Below are 19252 nucleotides of genomic sequence, written 5' to 3'. Positions count from 1 at the left end.
CGGGTGGGGGCTTTCTCCCCGGGTAGCGCTGGCCTAACCCCCCATGAGTCCGGCGCGGGTAAACCCGCTCCCACAGGGTCCGCGTCGCACTTTAGATCTGTTCTCTGCGCGACAGCGCAGCCTGAAAGGCTAGGCGGACTCCCACAGGTTCTCTGCAAGGCTCAGGCCTGTGGAGATCCCTGTGGGAGCTGGCTTGCCAGCGATGAGGCCATCAGCTTCAGCACAAGGCCGCGTCTACAACCAATACCACCCCCACCCACTACCCAAGTAGCATTCGGCCCCGCCTCGGCGCCTCATACACTGCCGCCATCCATCCCCTACACACGCTGGAGGCTGCAATGCCGCAGTCCAACGCCGAAGGCGTCCGCAGTGCCGTATCCCGAGCCGTCATCGCCGAGGAGGCCGCCCAGGACCTCGCCCGGCAACTGATGCACCCGCACCTGGGCTTCGTGCTGTTCTTCTGTTCCGCGGAATACGACCTGCCGGCCCTGGCCGAGGCCCTGCAGCAAAGCTTCGGCGGCATCCGCCTGGCCGGCTGCACCAGCGCCGGGGAAATCACCCCGGAAGGCTATGGCCGTGGCTGCATCACCGCCCTGGGCTTCGACCACCGGCAGTTCTCCATCGCCGGCGAGCTGATCGCGCCGATCCACGACTTCAGCCTGATCGATGCCCAGCGCTGCGTCGAACGCCTGATCAACGACTGTCGCGGCAACACCCTGGCGCCGATCAAGGGCCACAGTTTCGCCCTGACCCTGCTGGACGGGCTGTCCAGCCGCGAGGAAATGCTCCTGGCCGCACTGAACGCCGCCCTGGGCGACATCCCGCATTTCGGCGGCTCGGCCGGCGACGACAATTACCTGCACCACACCCACGTCTACTACGACGGCGCCTTCCACAGCAGCGCCGCGGTGGTGCTGCTGGTCAATACCTGGCTGGACTTCGAGGTGTTCACCACCCACCACATCCAGCCGCGCGAGGAAAAACTCGTGGTGACCCGCGCCGACCGCACCCTGCGCCGGGTCTACGAGCTCAATGCCGAACCCGCCGCCCTGGAGTACGCCAACCTGATCGGCGTGCCGGTGGGCGAGATCGACCAGCGCACCTTTGCCGCCCATCCGCTGGCGGTACGCATCAACGAGCGCTACTACGTGCGGGCGATCCAGCAGGTCCACGACGACCTCAGCCTGAGCTTCTATTGCGCGGTGGAGAACGGCATCGTCCTCACCGCCATGCGCCCCGGCCCCTTGGTACCGAACCTGGAAACGCTGTTCGAAGGCCTCTGCGAACGCCTTGGTGCGCTGGTCCTGACCATCGGCTGCGACTGCTTCCTGCGGCGCCTGGAGCTGGAGGACAGGCCGCAAAAGGGCCAGGTCGAGGCGATCCTGCGCCAGCACGCGGTGGTGGGTTTCAACTCCTACGGAGAACAGTTCAATGGCATGCACATCAACCAGACCTTCACCGGCGTTGCCATCGGACGCTCCCGTGCCCGTCGATTCGACTGAAGCCCAGGCGCTGATCGAGCGCCTGCGCCATGAAAACCACAAGCTTGGGCGGATCAACGCGGCGCTGATCGAACGCCTGGAGTCCGGCGCGGCGCGCCCCGACGACTCCTACGCGGCCTTCCAGCATTCGGTGACCCTGGCCGAGCAGGTCCGCGAGCGTACCGACGCGCTGAACCAGGCCATGGCCGAGCTCAAGGCCAGCAACCATCTGCTCAGCGACGCCCGGCAGCGTGCGGAAACCGCGCACCAGTACCTGGTGGACGCCATCGAGAGCATTTCCGACGCCTTCGTGCTGTTCGACCCGGACCTGCGCATCGTCCTGTTCAACCAGCGCTTCAAGGCGCTGTGGGCCAACAGCCGGATCCGCATCATCAGCGGCATGCACCTGTCGGAAGTGCGCCGGCTGATGCTGCGCACCGGGCTGTTCACCGAAGAACCGCGCAACACCACTGAAGAAAACCTGCTCTACCGCCTGCGCGACGGGCGCTGGCTGCAGGTCAGCGAGCGGCCGACCCAGGGCGGCGGGCGGGTGGTGCTGCTCACCGATATCACCGAGGTCAAGCACAGCGAGACCCAGCGCCGCGAGCAGGCGGTGGCGCAGAAATCCCATCTGTTGCAGCGGGCGGTGGACAACCTGTCCCAGGGCGTGGCCATGGTCAATGCCGATGGCGTGCTGGAACTGTGGAACCGGCGCTTCCTCGAACTCAGTGGCCTGGCGCCGATCGCCGCGCACCGCCAGTTCGCCGACGTCATCGGCGACAGTGAACTGGCCCTGCTGACCCCCGCCAGCCGCGACGGCAACGGCCGGCCCCTGCAGGAACTGGAACAGCGCCTCTACGACGGGCGCATGCTGGAGATCCGCACCCATCCGCTGCCCACCGGCGGCTTCGTCAACACCTTCACCGACATCACCGAGCGCTACCAGCACGCCGAGGCCCTCAGCGAGAGCGAGCGCTGGATCCGCCTGATCACCGACCAGGTCCCGGCGCTGATCGCCTACCTGAATGCCGACCTGGTCTACGAGTTCACCAACAAGGTCTACGAGCAGTGGTACTGCTGGCCCCACGGGGCGATGCTCGGCCAGCGCCTGCGCGACGTGCACAGCGCCGAGCACTACCAGCGCCTGGAAACCTATATCGCCCAGGCCCTGGCCGGGGAGAACGTGACCTTCGAGTTCGCCGAAACCAATGCCCACGGCCAGGAGCGCTACATGCTGCGTTCCTACGTGCCCAATCGCCTGCCCAACGGCGAGGTGGTGGGGATCTTCGTGCTGATCCGCGACATCACCGAGCGCCGGCGCACCGCCGAGGCCCTGCACCAGGCCTACCAGCACCTGGAGGTGCGGGTACGCGAGCGCACCACCGAGCTGACCCAGCTCAACCAGCAGCTGCTGCGCGAGATCGACGAGCGCCGGCGCGCCGAGTCGCGCCTGCGCGATGCCAAGCTGGAGGCGGAGCAGGCCAACCTGTCGAAGACCAAGTTCCTCGCCGCTGTCAGCCATGACCTGTTGCAACCGCTGAATGCCGCGCGGCTGTTCACCAGCGCGCTGCAGGAGCAGAGCGGCAGCCCGGCGCTGGTGCGCAATGTCAGCAACGCCCTCGACGACGTGGAAAGCCTGCTGGGCACCCTGGTCGATATTTCCAAGCTGGATGCCGGGGTGATCAAGGCCGATGTCGCCACGTTCGCCGTCAGCGACCTGCTGGACAACCTCGCCGCCGAGTACGCCGCCACCGCCGCCAGCGAGGGCCTGCGCCTGCGCTATGTGCCGAGCAGCCTGCGTGTGCGCAGCGACATCCAGCTGCTGGCGCGGATCCTGCGCAACCTGCTCAGCAATGCCATTCGCTACACGCCCCAGGGCCGCCTGCTGCTGGGCTGCCGGCGGCGCGGGGCGCGGTTGTGGATCGAGGTCTGGGACACCGGCATCGGCATCGCCGCCGACAAGCGCGAGGAAATCTTCCAGGAGTTCAAGCGCGGTGACTGCCAGCGCCCGGACCAGGATCGTGGCTTGGGCCTGGGCCTGGCCATCGTCGAGAAGATCGCCGGGATCCTCGGCCATCGCATCCAGCTACGCTCGACCCCGGGCAAGGGCTCGGTGTTCGCCATCGAGGTGCCGCTGAGCCGCCAGGCGCCCCGGCCGCAGGCGACGCTGCCGGAGCCGCTGGCCCTGATCGAGCGCCTGGAAGGCGCGCGGATCTGGGTGCTGGACAACGATGCGGCCATCTGCGCCGGCATGCGCACCTTGCTGGAGCAATGGGGTTGCCGGGTCAGCACGGCGTTGAACGAGGAGGACCTGGCCGGGCAGTTGCCGGCGGACGAGGCGCAGGCGGGCTTGCTGATCGTCGACTACCACCTCGACCACGACCGCAATGGCCTGGATGCGGTGGCGGCGATCAACGCACGGCGGGCTTCCCCCCTGCCGGCCCTGATGATCACCGCCAACTACAGCAACGACCTGAAGCAGCAGGTGCGGGAGCTGGGCCATACCCTGATGCACAAGCCGGTGCGGCCGATGAAGCTCAAGGCTGCCATCAGCCATCTGCTGGGTACCGAGGTCAGCGCGGCGAACGCCCGCTGACGAAGTGCGCGACATCGTTGAAACCATGGGTCGAGGCGTGGCCCGGGGTAACCAGCGAGTCGATGAAGGCTTCGTCTTCGGCCGTGATCTTCACCTCCAGCGCGCCGCCGTAGGTGTCCCACTGCGCCTCGGTACGCGGGCCGACGATGGCCGAGCTGACCGACTGGTTGTTTAGCACCCAGGCAATGGCGAACTCCACCATGCCGACTCCCTTGGCCTGGGTGTAGGCGTGGATCTTCTGGGCGATGGCCAGGGATTCGGCGCGCCATTCCACTTCGAGGATGCGCTTGTCCTGGCGGGCGGCGCGGCTGCCGGCCTCGGGTTCGGCATCGGGCGCGTACTTGCCGCTGAGTACGCCGCGGGCCAGCGGGCTGAATGGCACCACGCCGAGGCCATGGTACGCGGCGGCGGTCAGTTGCTCGGTTTCCACCTGGCGGTTGACGATGTTGTACAGCGGCTGGCTGACCACCGGCTTGGGCACGCCGAGGCGTTCGGCCAGGTTGCAGATCTCGGCGATGCGCCAGCCGCGGAAGTTGGACACGCCCCAATGGCGGATCTTGCCCTGGCGCAGCAGGTCGCCGATGGCGCTGACGGTGATGTCCAGCGGCGTGGCATGGTCTTCGCGGTGCAGGTAGTAGATGTCGATGTAGTCGGTGCCGAGGCGGGTCAGGCTGGCCTCGACGGCGTTGAAGATATGCTTGCGCGACAGGCCGCTACGGTTCGGCACGCCGTCCACCGGGCCATAGCCGACCTTGGTGGCGAGGATCCAGTCGTGGCGGTTGCGGGCGATGCCTTCGCCGACCAGTTCTTCCGAGCGCCCGGCGTTGTACACGTCCGCCGTGTCGATGAAGTTGATGCCCTGGTCCCAGGCCTTGTCGATGATGCGCAGCGACTCATCGCTGCCGGTCTGCTCGCCGAACATCATGCTGCCCAGGGTCAGGGCGGACACTTGCAGGCCACTGCGGCCCAGAGGACGGTAGATCATGATCGAGGGTCCCTTCGCGGTAGGTGAGGGGACTTTTGTACAGGGGGACAAGCTTCGCTGGCAAGCCGGGCGCTGGCACCCCCGGCCAAATCCCTCGGCAGCCAGATACAAGAAAACCTGTCCATCCGGATGAGTTAATTCCCCCGGGCGATCCAAAAGGATTCGTCCGACCCAAACCATAAGAACAAAGGGGAATGATGTGAAAAGGTTTCGCCATGGCTCATTACTGGCCGCGGCCCTCGGCGCCGTTTCTTCCGGCGCCTCGGCCTACGAGCTGTACTCCACCGCGGATACCACGCTGAAGCTGAACGTGCAGGGCGCCCTGGGCTTTTTCCACAGCGACGAAAGCTACAACCAGGGCGGGCCGATCGCACCGGGTTCGGTGGCCTGGCAGGAGGCCTTCCTGCGTTATGGCCTGAGCGGCAGCACGGCCTTTTCCGACGCCGGCAACAGCTCGCTGTACGGCGAATTCAACCTGGTCAGCAACGGCACCTGGGGCGAGGGCGATGCCGCCGGCTACACCGATGGCAGCGAGCGTCGCACCGCGGTGGACCGTGCCTATGCCGGCTGGCGCTCCGGCGACCTGTTCCCGGCCCTGGGCAAGGACGGCGTGGATATCTCCGCCGGCAGCCAGAAGGTCAAGGTCGGTGACGGCTTCATCATCAACGGTGACGGCCTCAGCGTCGGCAACAACATCGCCGACGGCAGCGTCGACCGCGGCGGCGCCTACTACCTCACCGCGCGCAACGCCTTCGACCAGACCGCCTGGCTCAAGCTCGGCGGCCAGCAGGGCTGGCGCGGCGACCTGATCTGGGTGAAGTCCGACAACGAACTCAAGGCCAGGCCGGAACTGGGGATCGGCGTGCTGGAGCATGTCGCCGCCGAAGGCACCGTCGGTCTCACCTACGTCAAGGGCCTGGGTGTCGACGAGAAACTGGCCAACCCGTTCAGCGCCCAGCGCGACGGCCTGCACATCACCAGCCTGCGGGCCCAGGGCAACGCCGGGGTCAAGGACCTGTTCCTGTCTGCCGAATACGCCCACGAAAGCAAGCGCCTGGGTGACGAGCACGCCTGGTACGCCGAGGCGGGATGGACCTTTTCCGGGATCGTCTGGCAACCTCGGGTCGGCTATCGCTACAGCCGCTACTCCGAGGACTACGATCCGTTGTTCAGCGGTTTCAGCCGCGGCTATGGCACCTGGTTCCAGGGCGAGGTGGCGGCCAACTATGCCGGGCCGTTCCAGCGCAACGCGGTGATCCACATGGCCAGCCTCGGCCTGACCCCGCATCCGGACGTGGCCATGGGCCTGCTGTACTTCGACTTCTCCAGTCTGGACAAGCGCCAGGGCGACCTGGCAGCGAAGGAGCTGGACCTGTATGTGGACTGGACCGTCGGTCAGTTCACCATCAGCCCGCTGGTCGGCCTGTACAAGCCGGAGAAAAGCGCGGAGCAGGGCGGTTCGCAGCAGGGCAGCGACGACCTCAACCTGTACAGCCAACTGGTGGTTTCCTTCGCCTTCTGATGACTTTTGCCGCGCTTGCGGCTTCCCAGACTCATTCCAATGACAACAAGGACATACCTGATGCGTATTCCCTTCCTGCCGGCGACCCTGGCCAGCGCCATCGGCCTGGCCACCGCCCTGGGCCTGAGCCCGGCCCAGGCCGCCTCCGTCGACCCGGCCAAGCCGAACATCCTGCTGGTGGTCGCGGACGACATGGGTTACGGCGACCTCGGCAGCTTCGGCAGCGAGATCGACACGCCCAACCTGGATTCCCTGGCGGCTTCCGGCGTGCAACTGACCAACTTCCAGGCCATGCCGGCCTGTTCGCCAACCCGTGCCGCGCTGCTCACCGGAGCCGACCCGCATCAGGTCGGCCTGGGCAACATGGCCGAGGAAACCGCGCCGAACCAGGAAGGCAAGAAGGGCTACGAGGGCTACCTCAACGACCGCGCGGTGACCATCGCCTCGCTGCTGCGCGACGCCGGCTACGACACCTACCTGGCGGGCAAATGGCACCTGGGCAGCACCGAGCAGACCGGTCCGGACCAGCGCGGCTTCGAGCATTCCTTCAGCCTGCTCAGCGGTGGCGCCAGCCATTACCCGGACATGAAGCCGGCCTACGCCCCGACTCCGGACGCCAAGGCGCCCTATGCCGAGGACGGCAAGCGCCTGGACAAGCTGCCGACGGACTTCGCCTATTCCTCGCAGTACTACGCCGACCGCATGATCCGCTATATCGCTGCCGACAAGGACAGCGGCCGGCCGTTCTTCGGCATGCTCGCCTTCACCGCGCCGCACTGGCCGTTGCAGGCGCCGGATGCGGCGATCGAGAAGTACCGCGGCCGCTATGACGCCGGCTTCGATGCCTTGCTCGAAGCACGCCTGCAGAAACAGAAAGCGCTGGGCATCGTCCCGGCCGACGCCGAGGCGGCGGCCCGCTCGCCGAAGGGCAAGCCCTGGGACAGCCTGACCCCCGAAGAGCGCCAGCGTGAAGCGCGGGCCATGGAGATCTACGCGGCCATGGTCGACCAGATGGACGCCAACACCGGTCGGGTCTTCGACTACCTGCGGCAGAACGGCCTGTACGACAACACCATCGTCATCTTCATGTCCGACAACGGCGCCGAAGGCCACGACCTCGACGAAACCTGGCCGGCGGACCTGTTCCCGAAGATCCGCAAGGTGATCGACGAGACCAACGACTTCAGCTACGAACACATGGGCAAGCCGGGTTCCTACACCTTCCTCGGGCCGAACTGGTCGCGGGTGGCGGCGCCGACCCTGAGCCTGTTCAAGGGCTTCCCCACCGAGGGCGGCACCCGCACGGCGGGGATCATTCGCGTGCCGGGGGTGGATGCCCAGGGCAAGAAGCTGGATCAGCTGGTCAGCGTCAAGGACTTCGCCCCGACCCTGCTGGAGCTGGCCGGGGTCAAGCATCCGGGCGGACAGTACCAGGGACGCGAGGTGGTGCCGATGACCGGCACCTCGATCCTGCCGCTGCTCAAAGGCGCCAAGGCTGCGCCGCGCACCACCGGCGGCGAGCTGTTCGGCAAGCGCTTCGTGCGCAAGGGCGACTGGAAGCTGGTACACATGCCCAAGCCGTGGGGCAATGGTGAATGGCAGCTGTTCGACCTGGGGCACGACATGGCCGAGCGGCACGACCTGAGTGCCCGGGAGCCGCAGAAGGTGGCGGAGCTGAAGAAGGCCTGGGATGACTATGCCAAGGCCAACCAGGTGATCCTGCCGGACCAGGTGAGCGGCTACTGAGGCCCGTTGCCGGGTCCGGGGTCCTCTCGACCCTCCAGCCCGGCCACCACCTCGGCCACCAGTTCCAGCACCCGCTGGATCGCCGGATCCCGCGCGCTGTCGCCACGCCAGCCCAGTTCCACGGCGTAGCGTGGCAGCTCGATCGGACACGGCAGGCACACCAGGTTGCCGAACCGGGCCAGCGCCCGGGCGGCATGGGTGGGCAGGGTGGCGATGCTCTCGCTGCCGTGCAGCAACGCCGGCAGCGCGGCGAAGTGGGTGGTCGAGGCCTCCACCCGGCGTGTCTGCGCCTGCGCGGCCAGCACTTCGTCGACCACGCCGACATAGCCGCCGGACGACACCAGCACATGCCCGCGGCGCAGGTAATCCTCCAGGTTCAACGGCCCCGCAACGGCGCTGACACAGCTGTAGCCACCACTGCCCAGCACACGCCGACCCAGGCTGCGCGAGGCAATCGCCCCGGCGGTAAGGCTCAGGTCGATCTGCCGCGCCATCAAGGCATCCGCCGCCAGCATGCTGTGGGTTTGCTTGAACAGCAGGCGCAACCCCGGCGCCTGCTCCCTGGCCCGGTCGATCAGTTGCCGACCGATGGCCAGCTCGTGGTCGTCCGACAGTCCGAGCGCCACCGTCCGCCCCTGGAAGTTGGCGGTGGCGCCACTCACCAGCAGCAGGCTCTGCCGGCATTTCTCCAGCGCTGCGGCGATCACCGGGCGCAGTTCCTGGCTTTTCGCCGTTGGCCGCAGTCCGCGGCCGGTGCGCTCGAACAGGTGATCGGCGTACACCAGGCGCAGGCGCGCGAGGGCCGCGCTGACCGCCGACTGGGTGATGCCCAGGCGGATCGCGGCACGACCGGCGCCGCCTTCCTCGTAGAGGGCTTCGAAGACTTTCAGCAGGTTGAGGTCCAGCGACCAGATATCGATTTGGCTCATATCAGATGGGGCCTGAACTGAATTGATTGATAACGTGAGCGTCGCGACTATGCCTCAATCCACCCACGACATGCGAGACAGACCCATGCCTACCTCAATCGTTGCCGCCCTGCAGATCGGTTCCCGCCCAGAGGGCAAGGCCGCCACCCTGGAGGCGATCCTTGCCTATGAAGCGCGCATCACGGCCATCGGCGCCGGGCTCGTGGTCATGCCCGAAGCCTTGCTCGGCGGCTATCCGAAGGGCGAAACCTTCGGCACCTACCTGGGTTACCGCCTGCCGGAGGGCCGTGAGGCCTACCAGCGCTACTACGACAATGCCATCGACGTCCCGGGCGCCGAGACCGAGGCACTGGCCGGCCTGGCCCAGCGCACCGGGGCCCACCTGGTGCTCGGGGTGATCGAGCGGGACGGCAATACCCTGTACTGCACCGCGCTGTTCTTCTCGCCGGAGGACGGGCTGGTGGCCAAGCACCGCAAGCTGATGCCCACCGGCACCGAGCGTTTGATCTGGGGCCAGGGCGACGGCTCGACCCTGCCGGTGCTGGACACCCCGGTGGGCAAGCTGGGCGCGGCGATCTGCTGGGAAAACCACATGCCGCTGCTGCGCACCGCGATGTACGCCAAGGGCGTGCAGGTCTGGTGTGCACCGACGGTGGACGAGCGCGATGTGTGGCAGGCGTCGATGCGCCATATCGCCCACGAGGGCCGGCTGTTCTTGGTCAGTGCCTGCCAGGTGCAGCCGTCACCCGCCGCGCTGGGCATCGAGGTGCCGCACTGGGACGCTGCGCGCCCGCTGATCCAGGGCAACAGCGTGATCGTCGGGCCGCTGGGCGAGGTGCTGGCCGGGCCGCTGCGCGGCGAAGAAGGACTGATCAGCGCCGGGATCGACCTGGAGGAACTGGTGCGGGCCCGCTACGACTTCGACGTGGTCGGCCACTATTCGCGGCCGGACGTGTTCTCGCTGGTGGTGGACGAGCGGGCCAAGCGCACCGTGGAGTTCCGCCGCTAGGCGTCGGCGAGGACGATTTGCGGTTCGTGGCTGACCGGGAAGTTCACCGAACGGGCGATGAAGCACTTCTGGTGGGCCAGGTGGTGCAGGGAGCGGGCCTTGTCCAGGTCCGTCGCCGTCGCCACGGTCACCTTCGGCCGCAGCACCACCGAGGTGAACTGGCCGGCGCCGTTGGCTTCCTCGACCATCTCGCCTTCGGCCTGGTCCTCGTAGGCCAGCACCACGATCCCGGCCTCGGCGCACAGGCCGAGGTACCAGAGCTTGTGGCAGGCGCTGAGGGAGGCGACCAGCAGGTCTTCCGGGTTCCAGCGCGCCGGGTCGCCACGGAAAGCCGGGTCGGAGGAGCCGGCGATGGCGGGCTTGGCGCCGGCTTCGATCAGGTGGTCGCGGCTGTAGCCGCGGTAGCTGGCGGTGCCGGTGCCCTGGTTGCCGGTCCAGGTGACGGTGACGGCGTAGCGGTGGTTGTTCTCGGCCATGGGGATTCGTCCTGAATGCGCTGGGAGGGTCGAGGTTACGCGGGTGGTGGAGCTGGCGGAACATGCAGTGCTGGAAGCGGGTGAGTGCACGGGTGCAATGCCCGGGATGAGCATGGGGATCACATCTCAGCGAAGTAGATTGAGAGAGCGACGCGTACCTTGTGGGAGCGGGGTCACCCGCGATGGCGGTAGTGACTTCACCGGCGTCATCGCGGGTGAACCCGCTCCCACAAGTCCCCGCAAAATCAATAAGTTATGTGGTGTTCTACGAGAGGCCACTACCTACTCCCGCGTATCGATACTCACCACCACCGACATCCCCGGCCGCAGGCGCTTCGCCTCCGGCTGGTCCGGGTCCACCGTGATCCGCACCGGGATGCGCTGGGCGATCTTGACGAAGTTGCCCGTGGCGTTGTCCGCCTGCAGCAGCGCGAACTCGGAGCCGGTGGCCGGCGATATCTGCTGCACATGACCGTGCAGCTTCAAATGGTCCAGCGCATCCACGCTGAAGATCGCCGCCTGGCCAATGCGCACATTGGCCATCTGGGTTTCCTTCAGGTTGGCAATCACCCACAACGTATCGGGCACCAGCGCCATCAACTGCGCCCCGGAGTTGACGTAGGCCCCGAGGCGAGTGCCGATCTGCCCGAGCTGTCCATCGCGGGGGGCGGTGACCCTGGTGTTGTCGAGGTCGATGCGCGCCAGCTCCACCGCGGCCTTGGCATTTTCCACCGCCGCTTCCAGGGCCGCGCGGTTGACGATCACGGTCTCCCGGTCCTGGCGGGCGATTTCCAGCGCGGCCCTGGCCTGCGCCAGGCTGGCGACCGCGGCGGCATGGCTGGCGCGGGTGACATCGTACTCGCGGCGGGACACCGAGCCATCGCTGACCAGGTCCTGGTTGCGGCGCAAGTCGGCATCGCTCCTGGTCGCCTGTGCCGCCGCGTCGTTGATCGCCGCCTCGCGCTGGGCTATCACCGCCTCGGCGCTGTTGCGCTGCTGCAGGTTGTTGGCCAGCGCTGCCCGTTGCTGTTGCAACTGCGCCTGGGCCTGGGCCAGGCGCTGGGTGTAGATGCGGTCGTCGAGGCGCACCAGCAGGTCGCCGGCCTTGACGAACTGGAAGTCATGCACCGGCACCTCGACGATATAGCCCGCCAGTTGTGGCCCGATGATCGTCACCTGGCCACGCACCAGGGCGTTCTCCGTGCTTTCGATGGCACTGCTGAACGGCGGCAGGCGCCAGGCGTACAGCACGACGAGGATGCCGACGATGGCCACGGCGGCGAAGCTCAGGCTCGACAGCAGGCGCAGGCGCCGCGAGCGCACCGGGCTGGTGGGTTCGCTGGGCGGCGCGAGGCCTTCCGGGGTTTCGGCGAGGGCGGTGGTGGTGGTCGAGGGCGTGTCCTGGGTCATCGGCTCGGTGCGTCGCTTGGCGTGGGGGTGATCGCTGCCTGGCGGGCGAGATGGCGCACGCGCAGGCTGCGGATGAAGATCCAGATCATGGTCAGCACGGCGATGCTGCCGATCAGCATGAAGACATCGTTATAGGCGAGGATGTTGGCCTCGCGGGTGGCGGCATTGGCCAGCAGGCGCATGCCCGCCTCGTTGCGCAGCGCCGGGTCGGCGATCACCCCGGCATAGCCGGCGCCGCCGCCCTGGATCCGCGCATTGACCAGCGGTTCCAGGGCACTGAGGCGTTCCACCAGGTGGCTGGAGTGGAACTTCTCGCGCACGGTCTGGAAGGTGCCGAGCAGGGCCGCACCGAGCAGGCCGCCGAGGTTGTTGCAGATCCCGAACATCACCGAGAAGCTCACCAGGTTGCGCGGGTTGGCGCGCACGTGGCCGATGCCCAGGGCCATGCTCGGGCCGAGGAAGAAGGTGCTGCCGAAGGCCAGCAGGAACTGGCTCAGGTACATCTGCGCCGGGCGGGTCAGGTTGCTTGACGAGCTGTCCATGAACGCGCCGGTGGCCATCGCCGCAAGGGAGATGAACAGGGGCAGGACCAGGTGCTGCGGGTTGATGGTCAAGGCGCTGGTGGCCAGGCCTGCCGCGGCGCCCAGCAGCATGACCCAGTAGAGGCTGCGCAGTTGCTCGCTGCCCAGGTTCAGGGCCTGGAGAAAGCCCACGGCGCCGGTGGACTGCTCCGAGGTGACCATGCGGATCAGCACCACGCACAGGGCCAGGCGGATGATCGTGCCGCTGCCCAGCCAGCGGGTCATCAGCAGCGGGTTGGCGCGGTTGTGCTCGATGGCCAGACCGCTGAACACCAGGGCGATGGAGGATGCCAGCGCCACGCCGATCCACGGTGCATCCAGCCACCAGTCGATGCGCCCCAGGGACAGCACGGCGCAGAGCAGGGCGGTGCCACTGGCCATCAGCGAGAAGGTGAGGAAGTCCAGCGGCTCGAAGGTCTTGAAGCGATCCCCCGGTGGCAGCTTGAGCAGCAGCACGCAGCCCAGTGCGGCCAGGGCCAGGCCCAGCTCGAACAGGTACAGGCCGCGCCATTCGGCGATCTGCAGCAAATCCTCGGAAAACACCCGGGCCAGGGGCACCGCCAGTTGCGAGGCGCCAAGACCGAGGACCATGGCCTTGAGGCGCCACCGGGCCGGGAAGGCCTGGATCATGTAGTACAGCCCCAGGGAACTCAGGGCCGCGCCGACCATGCCATGGGCCGCGCGCACGGCGATGGCGGAATTGAGGTCGTTGACGAACAGGTGGGCGAAGGTGACCAGCGCGTAGAGCACCAGGAACACCTCGGTGAAGGCGCGCAGGCCGAATTCCTGGCGGAACTTCACCAGCAGCAGGTTCATCGACACGTTGGTCATGACGAAGGCCGCGGGCAGCCAGGCCATTTCCGCCGTGGTGGCGCCCAGTGCGCCTTGCAGGAACGGCAGGTTGGCGGTGACCAGGGCGTTGCCCAGGCCGCCGGTGATCGCCACCAGCAGGCCGACCGCGCCATAGGCCAGGCGCTTGCCCGGCGCGTGCAGCGGCGTCGACGGCGAGCCGGGCAGGGCGGGCTTTTCGTGGGGCAGCCATTGGCGCGGGGCGTATTTGTCGGTTGGCAAGATCGGCGATACCTGGGGTGCTTGGCAAAACTCTACGCGAGGTGCAGGGGGAAGAACATCCGTGTAGGAGTTGCGGCAGGTTTGAGAGTGAGGGGTTGCCTATTCCTCCACGGTCCTTGTCCGATCCGCGCAATTCATCCCGGTTCACTTGAATCACCGCGCAACCGGCGTAGATTGGGAAATCCTTTCCCCCGAGGACACCGAATCTTGAAACTCCCAGCGCTGCTGCGTGCGCCGATCGCTGACCATGACCATTCGCCCCAGGCCCGGCAGGGACGCTTTCACAACCTCACGCCGCGTCCGGCCGATTCGCCCGAGCCCGATGCCAGGGTGATCTGGAACCTGCTGTTCAACAAGCCGCGCTCCACCGTGCCGCGGGTGGCCCTGCCGGTGCAGCGCCTGAGCCGCGCCGCCCTGGAGGCGGCTGCCGACGGCAGTCTGTTCCGCCTTGGCCATTCGACCCTGCTGTTCAAGCTCGAAGGCGGCTGGTGGCTGACCGACCCGGTGTTTTCCAAGCGCGCCTCGCCGTTCTCCTTCGCCGGTCCCAAGCGTTTTCACGAGCCACCGGTAACGCTCGCCGAGCTTCCGCCGATCCGCGGCGTGATCCTCTCCCACGACCACTACGACCACCTCGACCGCGCCACCATCAAGGTCCTGGCCCCCAAGGTCGAGCTGTTCGTCTGCCCGCTGGGGGTTGGCGACCGCCTGCTGGCCTGGGGCGTGCCGGCGGCCAAGGTACGCCAGTTCGACTGGTGGCAGGGCATCGACGTCGGCGGCCTGCGCCTCACCGCCACCCCGGCGCAGCATTTCTCCGGCCGTGGCCTGCGCGATGGCAACCGCACCCTGTGGTGTTCCTGGGTCATCGAGGCGCCCAGGCTGCGCCTGTTCTTCAGTGGCGACACCGGCTACTTCGACGGTTTCGCCGAGATCGGCCGGCGCTTCGGCCCGTTCGACCTGACCTTGATGGAAACCGGGGCCTGGAACGAGCACTGGCCGTATGTGCACATGCACCCGCAGCAGACCGTGCAGGCGCATGTCGACCTCGGCGGGCGCTGGTTGCTGCCGATCCACAACGGCACCTTCGACCTGGCCATGCACGCCTGGCATGAGCCTTTCGAGCGCGTCCTGGAGCACGCCGCCGAGCAGGGGGTCAGCGTCACCACGCCGGGCATGGGCGAACGTTTCGACCTGTATGTGCCGCAGCCGGGCAAGCGCTGGTGGCGCGAAGCGGTGGCGCAGGAACAGCTCGCCGCCAGCCAGGCCCCGGCGCGGCGCTGCTGCCTGCATGAAGGGCGCTGATCGCCGGCAAAGGCGTACTTCAAAGACATTCATGTTCGTCGTGCAATAGAATGCGCGGCTGGCGAACGCAGCATGCCTTCGCCAATGCAGAACGCCCCTTCGCCTGCGCAGGGGCGTCACGTTTTCTGCCGGACTGAAAATAGGCCAAACATGCCCAGCGTTTCTCCAGAACTACAAGCCAGGGAATGGCACAGCCTGGTTGCGCAATTCCCCCATGCCCTGATCCAGGCCCTGCAAAGCCTGGTCGAGACCCACAAGGTCAAGCTTGCCGCGCGCTTCTACGAACACATGCTGGCGGACCCGAACGCCTCGCTGATCCTCTCCCACGAAGAAGTGAAGAGCCGCCTCGGCAGTTCGATGCAGGCCTGGCTGGTCAAGGTCTACTCGGCCAGCGCCGAGGACGATTTCCTGCCCCTGGTGGCCCTGCAGAAGCAGGTCGGCGAGGTCCACGCGCGCATCGACGTGCCGCTGCACCTGGTGCTCAGCGGCGCGCGCTACCTGAAGAAGCAACTGTTCCAGCTGATCGTCGAGCAGGGCTGGTCGGCCGAGGACCATGCGCGGATCCTGCGCCTGTCCAGCGAGTCCATGGACCTGGCCATGGAGATCATGAGCCACGCCTACAGCCGCTCCCACGACCGCAACTCGCGCAACGAGGAAGGCTACCGGCTGTTCTCGGTGCTGCAGAACATCACCACCGAGCGCGAACGCCAGCGCGGTGCCTTGCTCGATTGGGAAAACAGCCTGATGTTCGACCTGGTGATGGGTTCCAGCGGGGTCAACCTGCCGCGCCTGGCCGCCTCGGACTTCGGCCTGTGGTTCCGCCACAAGGGCGCCTACGCCTTCCAGAACACCCGGGAGAGCGAACAGATCCTGCGCATCATCCGCAGCATGGACGATGAGCTGTTGCCGATGTTCCTCGCGGCGGAAGATACGCAGCGCATGAGCCTGCTACGGGAGATCCGCGAGCAGACCAAGAGCCTGATGTTCAACCTCGACAGCCTGTTCAACAGCGCCAACGAGCTGGAAAGCGGCCGCGACGTGCTCACCCGCATGCTCAACCGCAAGTTCCTGCCGGTGGTGATCGGCAACGAGATCAGCATCGCGCAGAAGACCGCCCAGGGGTTCTCGGTGCTGTCGGTGGACATCGACCGCTTCAAGTACATCAACGACACCTTCGGCCATGATGCCGGCGACCTGATCCTCCAGCAGACCGCGGAGATCCTCAGCAGCCACAGCCGCGCGGGCGACTACGTGTTCCGCATGGGCGGCGAGGAATTCCTGATGATCCTGGTGGACATCAACAACGCCAACGCGCTGAAGGTCGCGGAAAAACTGCGCCGCCAGGTCGAGGCCGAACCGCTGGCGCTTACCGAGGGCCGCCGCCACCAGGTGACGGTGAGCATCGGCGTCGCCACCTACAACGGCCACCCGGACTACCAGCACCTGCTGCGCCAGGCCGACCAGGCCATGTACCAGGCCAAGCAGGGCGGACGCAACCGGGTGGTGTCCTGGGACACGGTGGCCGGTTGATCAGAAGAAGCTGCGCTGGGCCTTGAAGGTGATCATGCCGTCGCAATAGGCATTGATCCCGGCATAGGCCGCGCAGCCCGTGCCGCTGAGGTCGGAGTTGCTGTAGATCAGGTCGAGGTCCAGGCCCAGCCAGGGCCGCGACAGTTGCAGCGACCAGTCGCTGAAGCTCTCGACCTGGCTGCCACCGTCGATGGTGAAGGGCGTGCCCAGGCGGTGGTGGGCGACCTTGAAGGTGATGCCGGCCTCCAGCAGCGGCAACTGGCCGAGGTCGGCGAACAGGGTGCCGGTGCGGTTGTCGGGGTTGTTGCGCAGGGCACCGCCGAAACGGCTGCCGAGCAGCGAGAGGCCGCCGTACAGGGCGTAGCTGTCGCTGCCGGCGATGTTCGGCAGGCTGTAGTGGATCAGCCCGACCTCGTAGCCGAGGCTGTCGTTGAAGCGTTGCTTGAAGCCCAGGTAGCTGTCCAGGCGCAGGGTCGAGGTGGGCGTCAGGCCCATGCTCGGTGCGTATTGGCCGACGTACCAGCCACTGGCGTGGTTGACGTCCAGGCCACCATGGAAGGCGCCGACGGGGCTGGGTGAAATCAGCCCCTGGGCCATGCTCCGGGAACTGCTGGTTCCCAGGCGAAAGTCGAAATCACCCAGCTGGCGCTGGATCTGCTGGGCCGTCGCGGCCTGGCCGAACAGGCTGGCGGCCAACAGCAGGAGAAGCTGCCTGGTCATGGTCTCTGCCCTGGAAAGCTTGCACTAGAGCGGCAGAGGATACCCGTGTGGCGTGCTCGGGGAAACCTTCGCCAGCCTGCAAGGCCTGGCGACCATAGAAGAGCAGCGCCGTCACGAAGCTGGCCAGCCAGACGAAGATCCCCGCCCAGAAGGTGTGCGACATGTAGTGCCAGCCTTGCAACACGCGGGTGGTGCCGTAGATGCAGCCGATGACCAGGATCGCCAGCAGCAGCTTGCGCGCGTGGACCCAGCGATGGCGCAGGGCGACGAAATACAGGGCGAGCAGGGTGAAGCCGCTGGAGGCGTGGCCGCCCGGCCAGCAGCGACCGTCACCGGCCTTGTTCCACAGGGAGAAGTTGGCGAACCACTCCAGGTGCGGCTTGTCGCCGCCGTACAGGGTGGTTTCCACCGGGCAGTACACGCCGGTGTGGCTTTTCAGGTAGTGGATGATCGTGGTGCTCAGGGCAAAGGCTGTCACCACGAACAGCAGGTCGCGGCGGTAGCGCGTGGTGAAACGCAGTACCGGGGCGATACGGGCTTGTTCCAGCACGCCGGTGGCGCGTGGAAAACGGCTCAGCAGCGGCCAGAGGAACGACAGCAGGCTGCCGATGATCGCCAGTTCGCCGGTCCAGTCCGGCAGGATCCGCGGCCACTTGTGGGTCAGCTTCTCGAACTGGTGGTCGTGCAGATAGATGAACTGATGACTGACCGGGTCCAGCAGCAGGTCGCTGATCAGCCGGTCCAGGCGGGTCAGGTCGAACAGCAGGAACACGGCGGCCGCCAGCAGCAGCGGCACGCCCAGGTTGACCAGGTAGAAGTCCTTTCGTGAAGTTGCGTGCATGCGTTCAGTTCCCTGCGCTGGCGACGATCTTGCGCCACTCGTTGGCGTTCATCTGGCCAAGGATTCGGGCCTTGCCCTGCTTGTCCATGGACACGAACAACGCGCTGGCATACTCGGACGAGCGTTCGCCGCCAGGCACCTTCAGCTGCCGTTCGATATGGTCGATGCAGCCGCTGTGGGTCACCAGCACCAGGTTGTAGTCGGGACGCTTGTTCTGCAGGGCGGCCTTGGCGAACGAGGAATCGCACTGGCCGATCCAGTCACGGGTGACGATGGCCTTGCCGAAGATGAAGTGCGCTGTCTGCTGGGTGCGCACTTCCGGGCTGGAGAGGATGTCGGTGTTGTCCAGGCCGAGGCGTTGCAGGCCGTTGCCCACTTCAAGGGCAGCCTGGCTGCCGGAGCGGGTGATGCCGGCCGGGTCGTCCAGGCAGGGGTTGCTGGAGCGGTCGCAGCGTTCGGCATGGCGGATCAGCACGATCACCTTGCCCTTGGCCCATTGCGCATAAACCCCACTGTCGAGCAGTTGTTGCTCACTACCCAGGCTCATGACGTGTGTCCTCGTGGAAAGCCACGCACCCAGCGCGGCCAGGATCAGAAGGGCACAGAGGCCCGGAATCAGCACCTTGAGCGAAGGGAGACGACGTCGCTTGGGACGGGAATGGATCGCGGGGTTGTGGATGGCGCCTTGCAGCATGGCTGTCACTCCGGCAGACAGAACGGGAATGAGCGCACTCTAGGGAGCAAGGCGTTGGCGGCTGGTGAAGCAGATGTCAAAAAAGTCTTGAAACAGGTTGTTTCATTTTTCTGTGCTGATCGTGAGGGTCTCATCGCGGGCGTTTCTCGCGATGAGCAGGTTGGGGCTGGGGCTGGTGTTGGTGTTGGTGTTGCGAGCATATCCGGTCGCGGCGGCGACTCCGCCGGCGCCTTCCGCCTTCAACGGCGGCTTACTTTTTTCTTGGAAAAAGTAAGCAAAACCGCTTGCTCCTGCATCCGGCCCTACGCTGCGCTCCGGGTCCCCTCCCTCCGGTGTCTTGCAGGGGCTGCGCGGCCTACGAT

16 protein-coding genes are annotated in these 19252 nt (G+C 66.6%); 7 read left to right on the top strand and 9 right to left on the bottom strand.

The window, feature by feature from the left end; translation table 11 throughout:
- Positions 1-338: 338 nt before the first annotated feature.
- The gene (gene nosP, locus V0R59_RS30740; protein ID WP_330078028.1) at positions 339-1502 is read left to right on the top strand and encodes a nitric oxide-sensing protein NosP; all 1164 of its coding nucleotides are present in this window, start codon (positions 339-341) and stop codon (positions 1500-1502) included.
- A complete protein-coding gene (nahK, locus tag V0R59_RS30735) occupies positions 1432-4077 on the top strand; it encodes a hybrid sensor histidine kinase/response regulator NahK/ErcS' (protein WP_330078029.1) in 2646 nt (881 codons plus the stop codon). The genes nosP and nahK overlap by 71 nt, the downstream gene beginning before the upstream one ends.
- Here the strand turns inward: nahK and V0R59_RS30730 are convergent.
- Complete coding sequence (locus V0R59_RS30730; RefSeq protein ID WP_330078030.1) at positions 4055-5062, bottom strand: aldo/keto reductase; 1008 nt, start codon at positions 5060-5062, stop codon at positions 4055-4057. The genes nahK and V0R59_RS30730 overlap by 23 nt on opposite strands.
- A 199-nt stretch (positions 5063-5261) precedes the next feature.
- On the opposite strand from V0R59_RS30730, the gene V0R59_RS30725 reads away from it, so the two are divergent.
- On the top strand, positions 5262-6584 hold the full coding sequence (locus tag V0R59_RS30725) for an alginate export family protein (RefSeq protein WP_330078031.1): 1323 nt from the start codon (positions 5262-5264) through the stop codon (positions 6582-6584).
- 60 nt (positions 6585-6644) lie between these two features.
- Positions 6645-8330 carry an arylsulfatase gene (locus V0R59_RS30720; RefSeq protein ID WP_330078032.1) on the top strand — a complete coding sequence of 562 codons (1686 nt, stop codon included), beginning with the start codon at positions 6645-6647 and terminating at the stop codon, positions 8328-8330.
- On the opposite strand, the gene V0R59_RS30715 is transcribed toward V0R59_RS30720, so the two are convergent.
- Complete coding sequence (locus tag V0R59_RS30715) at positions 8324-9259, bottom strand: LysR family transcriptional regulator (protein WP_330078033.1); 936 nt, start codon at positions 9257-9259, stop codon at positions 8324-8326. The genes V0R59_RS30720 and V0R59_RS30715 overlap by 7 nt on opposite strands.
- An 85-nt stretch (positions 9260-9344) precedes the next feature.
- On the opposite strand from V0R59_RS30715, the gene V0R59_RS30710 reads away from it, so the two are divergent.
- Positions 9345-10268, top strand: coding sequence for a carbon-nitrogen hydrolase family protein (locus tag V0R59_RS30710; protein WP_330078034.1), 924 nt, complete (start codon positions 9345-9347; stop codon positions 10266-10268).
- Here the strand turns inward: V0R59_RS30710 and V0R59_RS30705 are convergent.
- The 3 genes from V0R59_RS30705 to V0R59_RS30695 all read right to left on the bottom strand — a co-directional run bounded on the left by V0R59_RS30705 (position 10265) and on the right by V0R59_RS30695 (position 13806).
- Positions 10265-10744, bottom strand: a complete 480-nt coding sequence (locus tag V0R59_RS30705) for an OsmC family protein (protein WP_330078035.1) — start codon at positions 10742-10744, stop codon at positions 10265-10267. The genes V0R59_RS30710 and V0R59_RS30705 overlap by 4 nt on opposite strands.
- A gap of 282 nt (positions 10745-11026) precedes the next feature.
- The gene (locus tag V0R59_RS30700) at positions 11027-12154 is read right to left on the bottom strand and encodes an HlyD family secretion protein (RefSeq protein WP_330078036.1); all 1128 of its coding nucleotides are present in this window, start codon (positions 12152-12154) and stop codon (positions 11027-11029) included.
- Positions 12151-13806, bottom strand: coding sequence for an MFS transporter (locus V0R59_RS30695; protein ID WP_330078037.1), 1656 nt, complete (start codon positions 13804-13806; stop codon positions 12151-12153). The genes V0R59_RS30700 and V0R59_RS30695 overlap by 4 nt, the downstream gene beginning before the upstream one ends.
- A 207-nt stretch (positions 13807-14013) precedes the next feature.
- Here V0R59_RS30695 and V0R59_RS30690 point away from each other — a divergent pair, with 207 nt between their 5' ends.
- Together V0R59_RS30690 and V0R59_RS30685 are read left to right on the top strand one after the other, a co-directional pair.
- Complete coding sequence (locus V0R59_RS30690; protein WP_330078038.1) at positions 14014-15105, top strand: MBL fold metallo-hydrolase; 1092 nt, start codon at positions 14014-14016, stop codon at positions 15103-15105.
- Positions 15106-15255: 150 nt separating this feature from the next.
- Positions 15256-16635 (top strand): diguanylate cyclase, encoded by a 1380-nt coding sequence (locus tag V0R59_RS30685; protein WP_330078039.1) that lies wholly within the window; start codon positions 15256-15258, stop codon positions 16633-16635.
- Here V0R59_RS30685 and V0R59_RS30680 read toward each other — a convergent pair whose 3' ends face one another.
- The 4 genes from V0R59_RS30680 to V0R59_RS30665 all read right to left on the bottom strand — a co-directional run.
- Entirely contained in the window at positions 16636-17355 is a 720-nt protein-coding gene (locus V0R59_RS30680) for a TorF family putative porin (RefSeq protein WP_330078040.1), read from the bottom strand. It abuts the gene before it with no gap.
- Entirely contained in the window at positions 17270-18196 is a 927-nt protein-coding gene (locus V0R59_RS30675; RefSeq protein ID WP_330078041.1) for a phosphatase PAP2 family protein, read from the bottom strand. The genes V0R59_RS30680 and V0R59_RS30675 overlap by 86 nt, the downstream gene beginning before the upstream one ends.
- A gap of 4 nt (positions 18197-18200) precedes the next feature.
- Positions 18201-18890 carry a lipopolysaccharide core heptose(II)-phosphate phosphatase PmrG gene (gene pmrG / locus V0R59_RS30670; protein ID WP_330078042.1) on the bottom strand — a complete coding sequence of 230 codons (690 nt, stop codon included), beginning with the start codon at positions 18888-18890 and terminating at the stop codon, positions 18201-18203.
- Positions 18891-18992: 102 nt separating this feature from the next.
- Positions 18993-19252, bottom strand: a 260-nt coding sequence (locus tag V0R59_RS30665; protein ID WP_330105857.1) for a hypothetical protein, incomplete at its 5' end; no start/stop codon positions are given.

Source organism: Pseudomonas ulcerans, assembly GCF_036324125.1.
GTDB lineage: Bacteria > Pseudomonadota > Gammaproteobacteria > Pseudomonadales > Pseudomonadaceae > Aquipseudomonas > Aquipseudomonas ulcerans.
Note: the sequence above shows the minus strand (reverse complement) of the source record. Positions and strands in the feature narration are given on the sequence as shown.

Bases quoted from the DNA above. Each gene is read 5' to 3' on its own strand.
- nosP (WP_330078028.1), top strand. From the start codon at position 339: ATGCCGCAGTCCAACGCCGAAGGCGTCCGCAGTGCCGTATCCCGAGCC.
- nahK (WP_330078029.1), top strand. From the start codon at position 1,432: ATGGCATGCACATCAACCAGACCTTCACCGGCGTTGCCATCGGACGCT.
- V0R59_RS30730 (WP_330078030.1), bottom strand. From the start codon at position 5,062: ATGATCTACCGTCCTCTGGGCCGCAGTGGCCTGCAAGTGTCCGCCCTG.
- V0R59_RS30720 (WP_330078032.1), top strand. From the start codon at position 6,645: ATGCGTATTCCCTTCCTGCCGGCGACCCTGGCCAGCGCCATCGGCCTG.
- V0R59_RS30715 (WP_330078033.1), bottom strand. From the start codon at position 9,259: ATGAGCCAAATCGATATCTGGTCGCTGGACCTCAACCTGCTGAAAGTC.
- V0R59_RS30710 (WP_330078034.1), top strand. From the start codon at position 9,345: ATGCCTACCTCAATCGTTGCCGCCCTGCAGATCGGTTCCCGCCCAGAG.
- V0R59_RS30705 (WP_330078035.1), bottom strand. From the start codon at position 10,744: ATGGCCGAGAACAACCACCGCTACGCCGTCACCGTCACCTGGACCGGC.
- V0R59_RS30700 (WP_330078036.1), bottom strand. From the start codon at position 12,154: ATGACCCAGGACACGCCCTCGACCACCACCACCGCCCTCGCCGAAACC.
- V0R59_RS30685 (WP_330078039.1), top strand. From the start codon at position 15,256: ATGCCCAGCGTTTCTCCAGAACTACAAGCCAGGGAATGGCACAGCCTG.
- V0R59_RS30680 (WP_330078040.1), bottom strand. From the start codon at position 17,355: ATGACCAGGCAGCTTCTCCTGCTGTTGGCCGCCAGCCTGTTCGGCCAG.
- V0R59_RS30675 (WP_330078041.1), bottom strand. From the start codon at position 18,196: ATGCACGCAACTTCACGAAAGGACTTCTACCTGGTCAACCTGGGCGTG.
- pmrG (WP_330078042.1), bottom strand. From the start codon at position 18,890: ATGCTGCAAGGCGCCATCCACAACCCCGCGATCCATTCCCGTCCCAAG.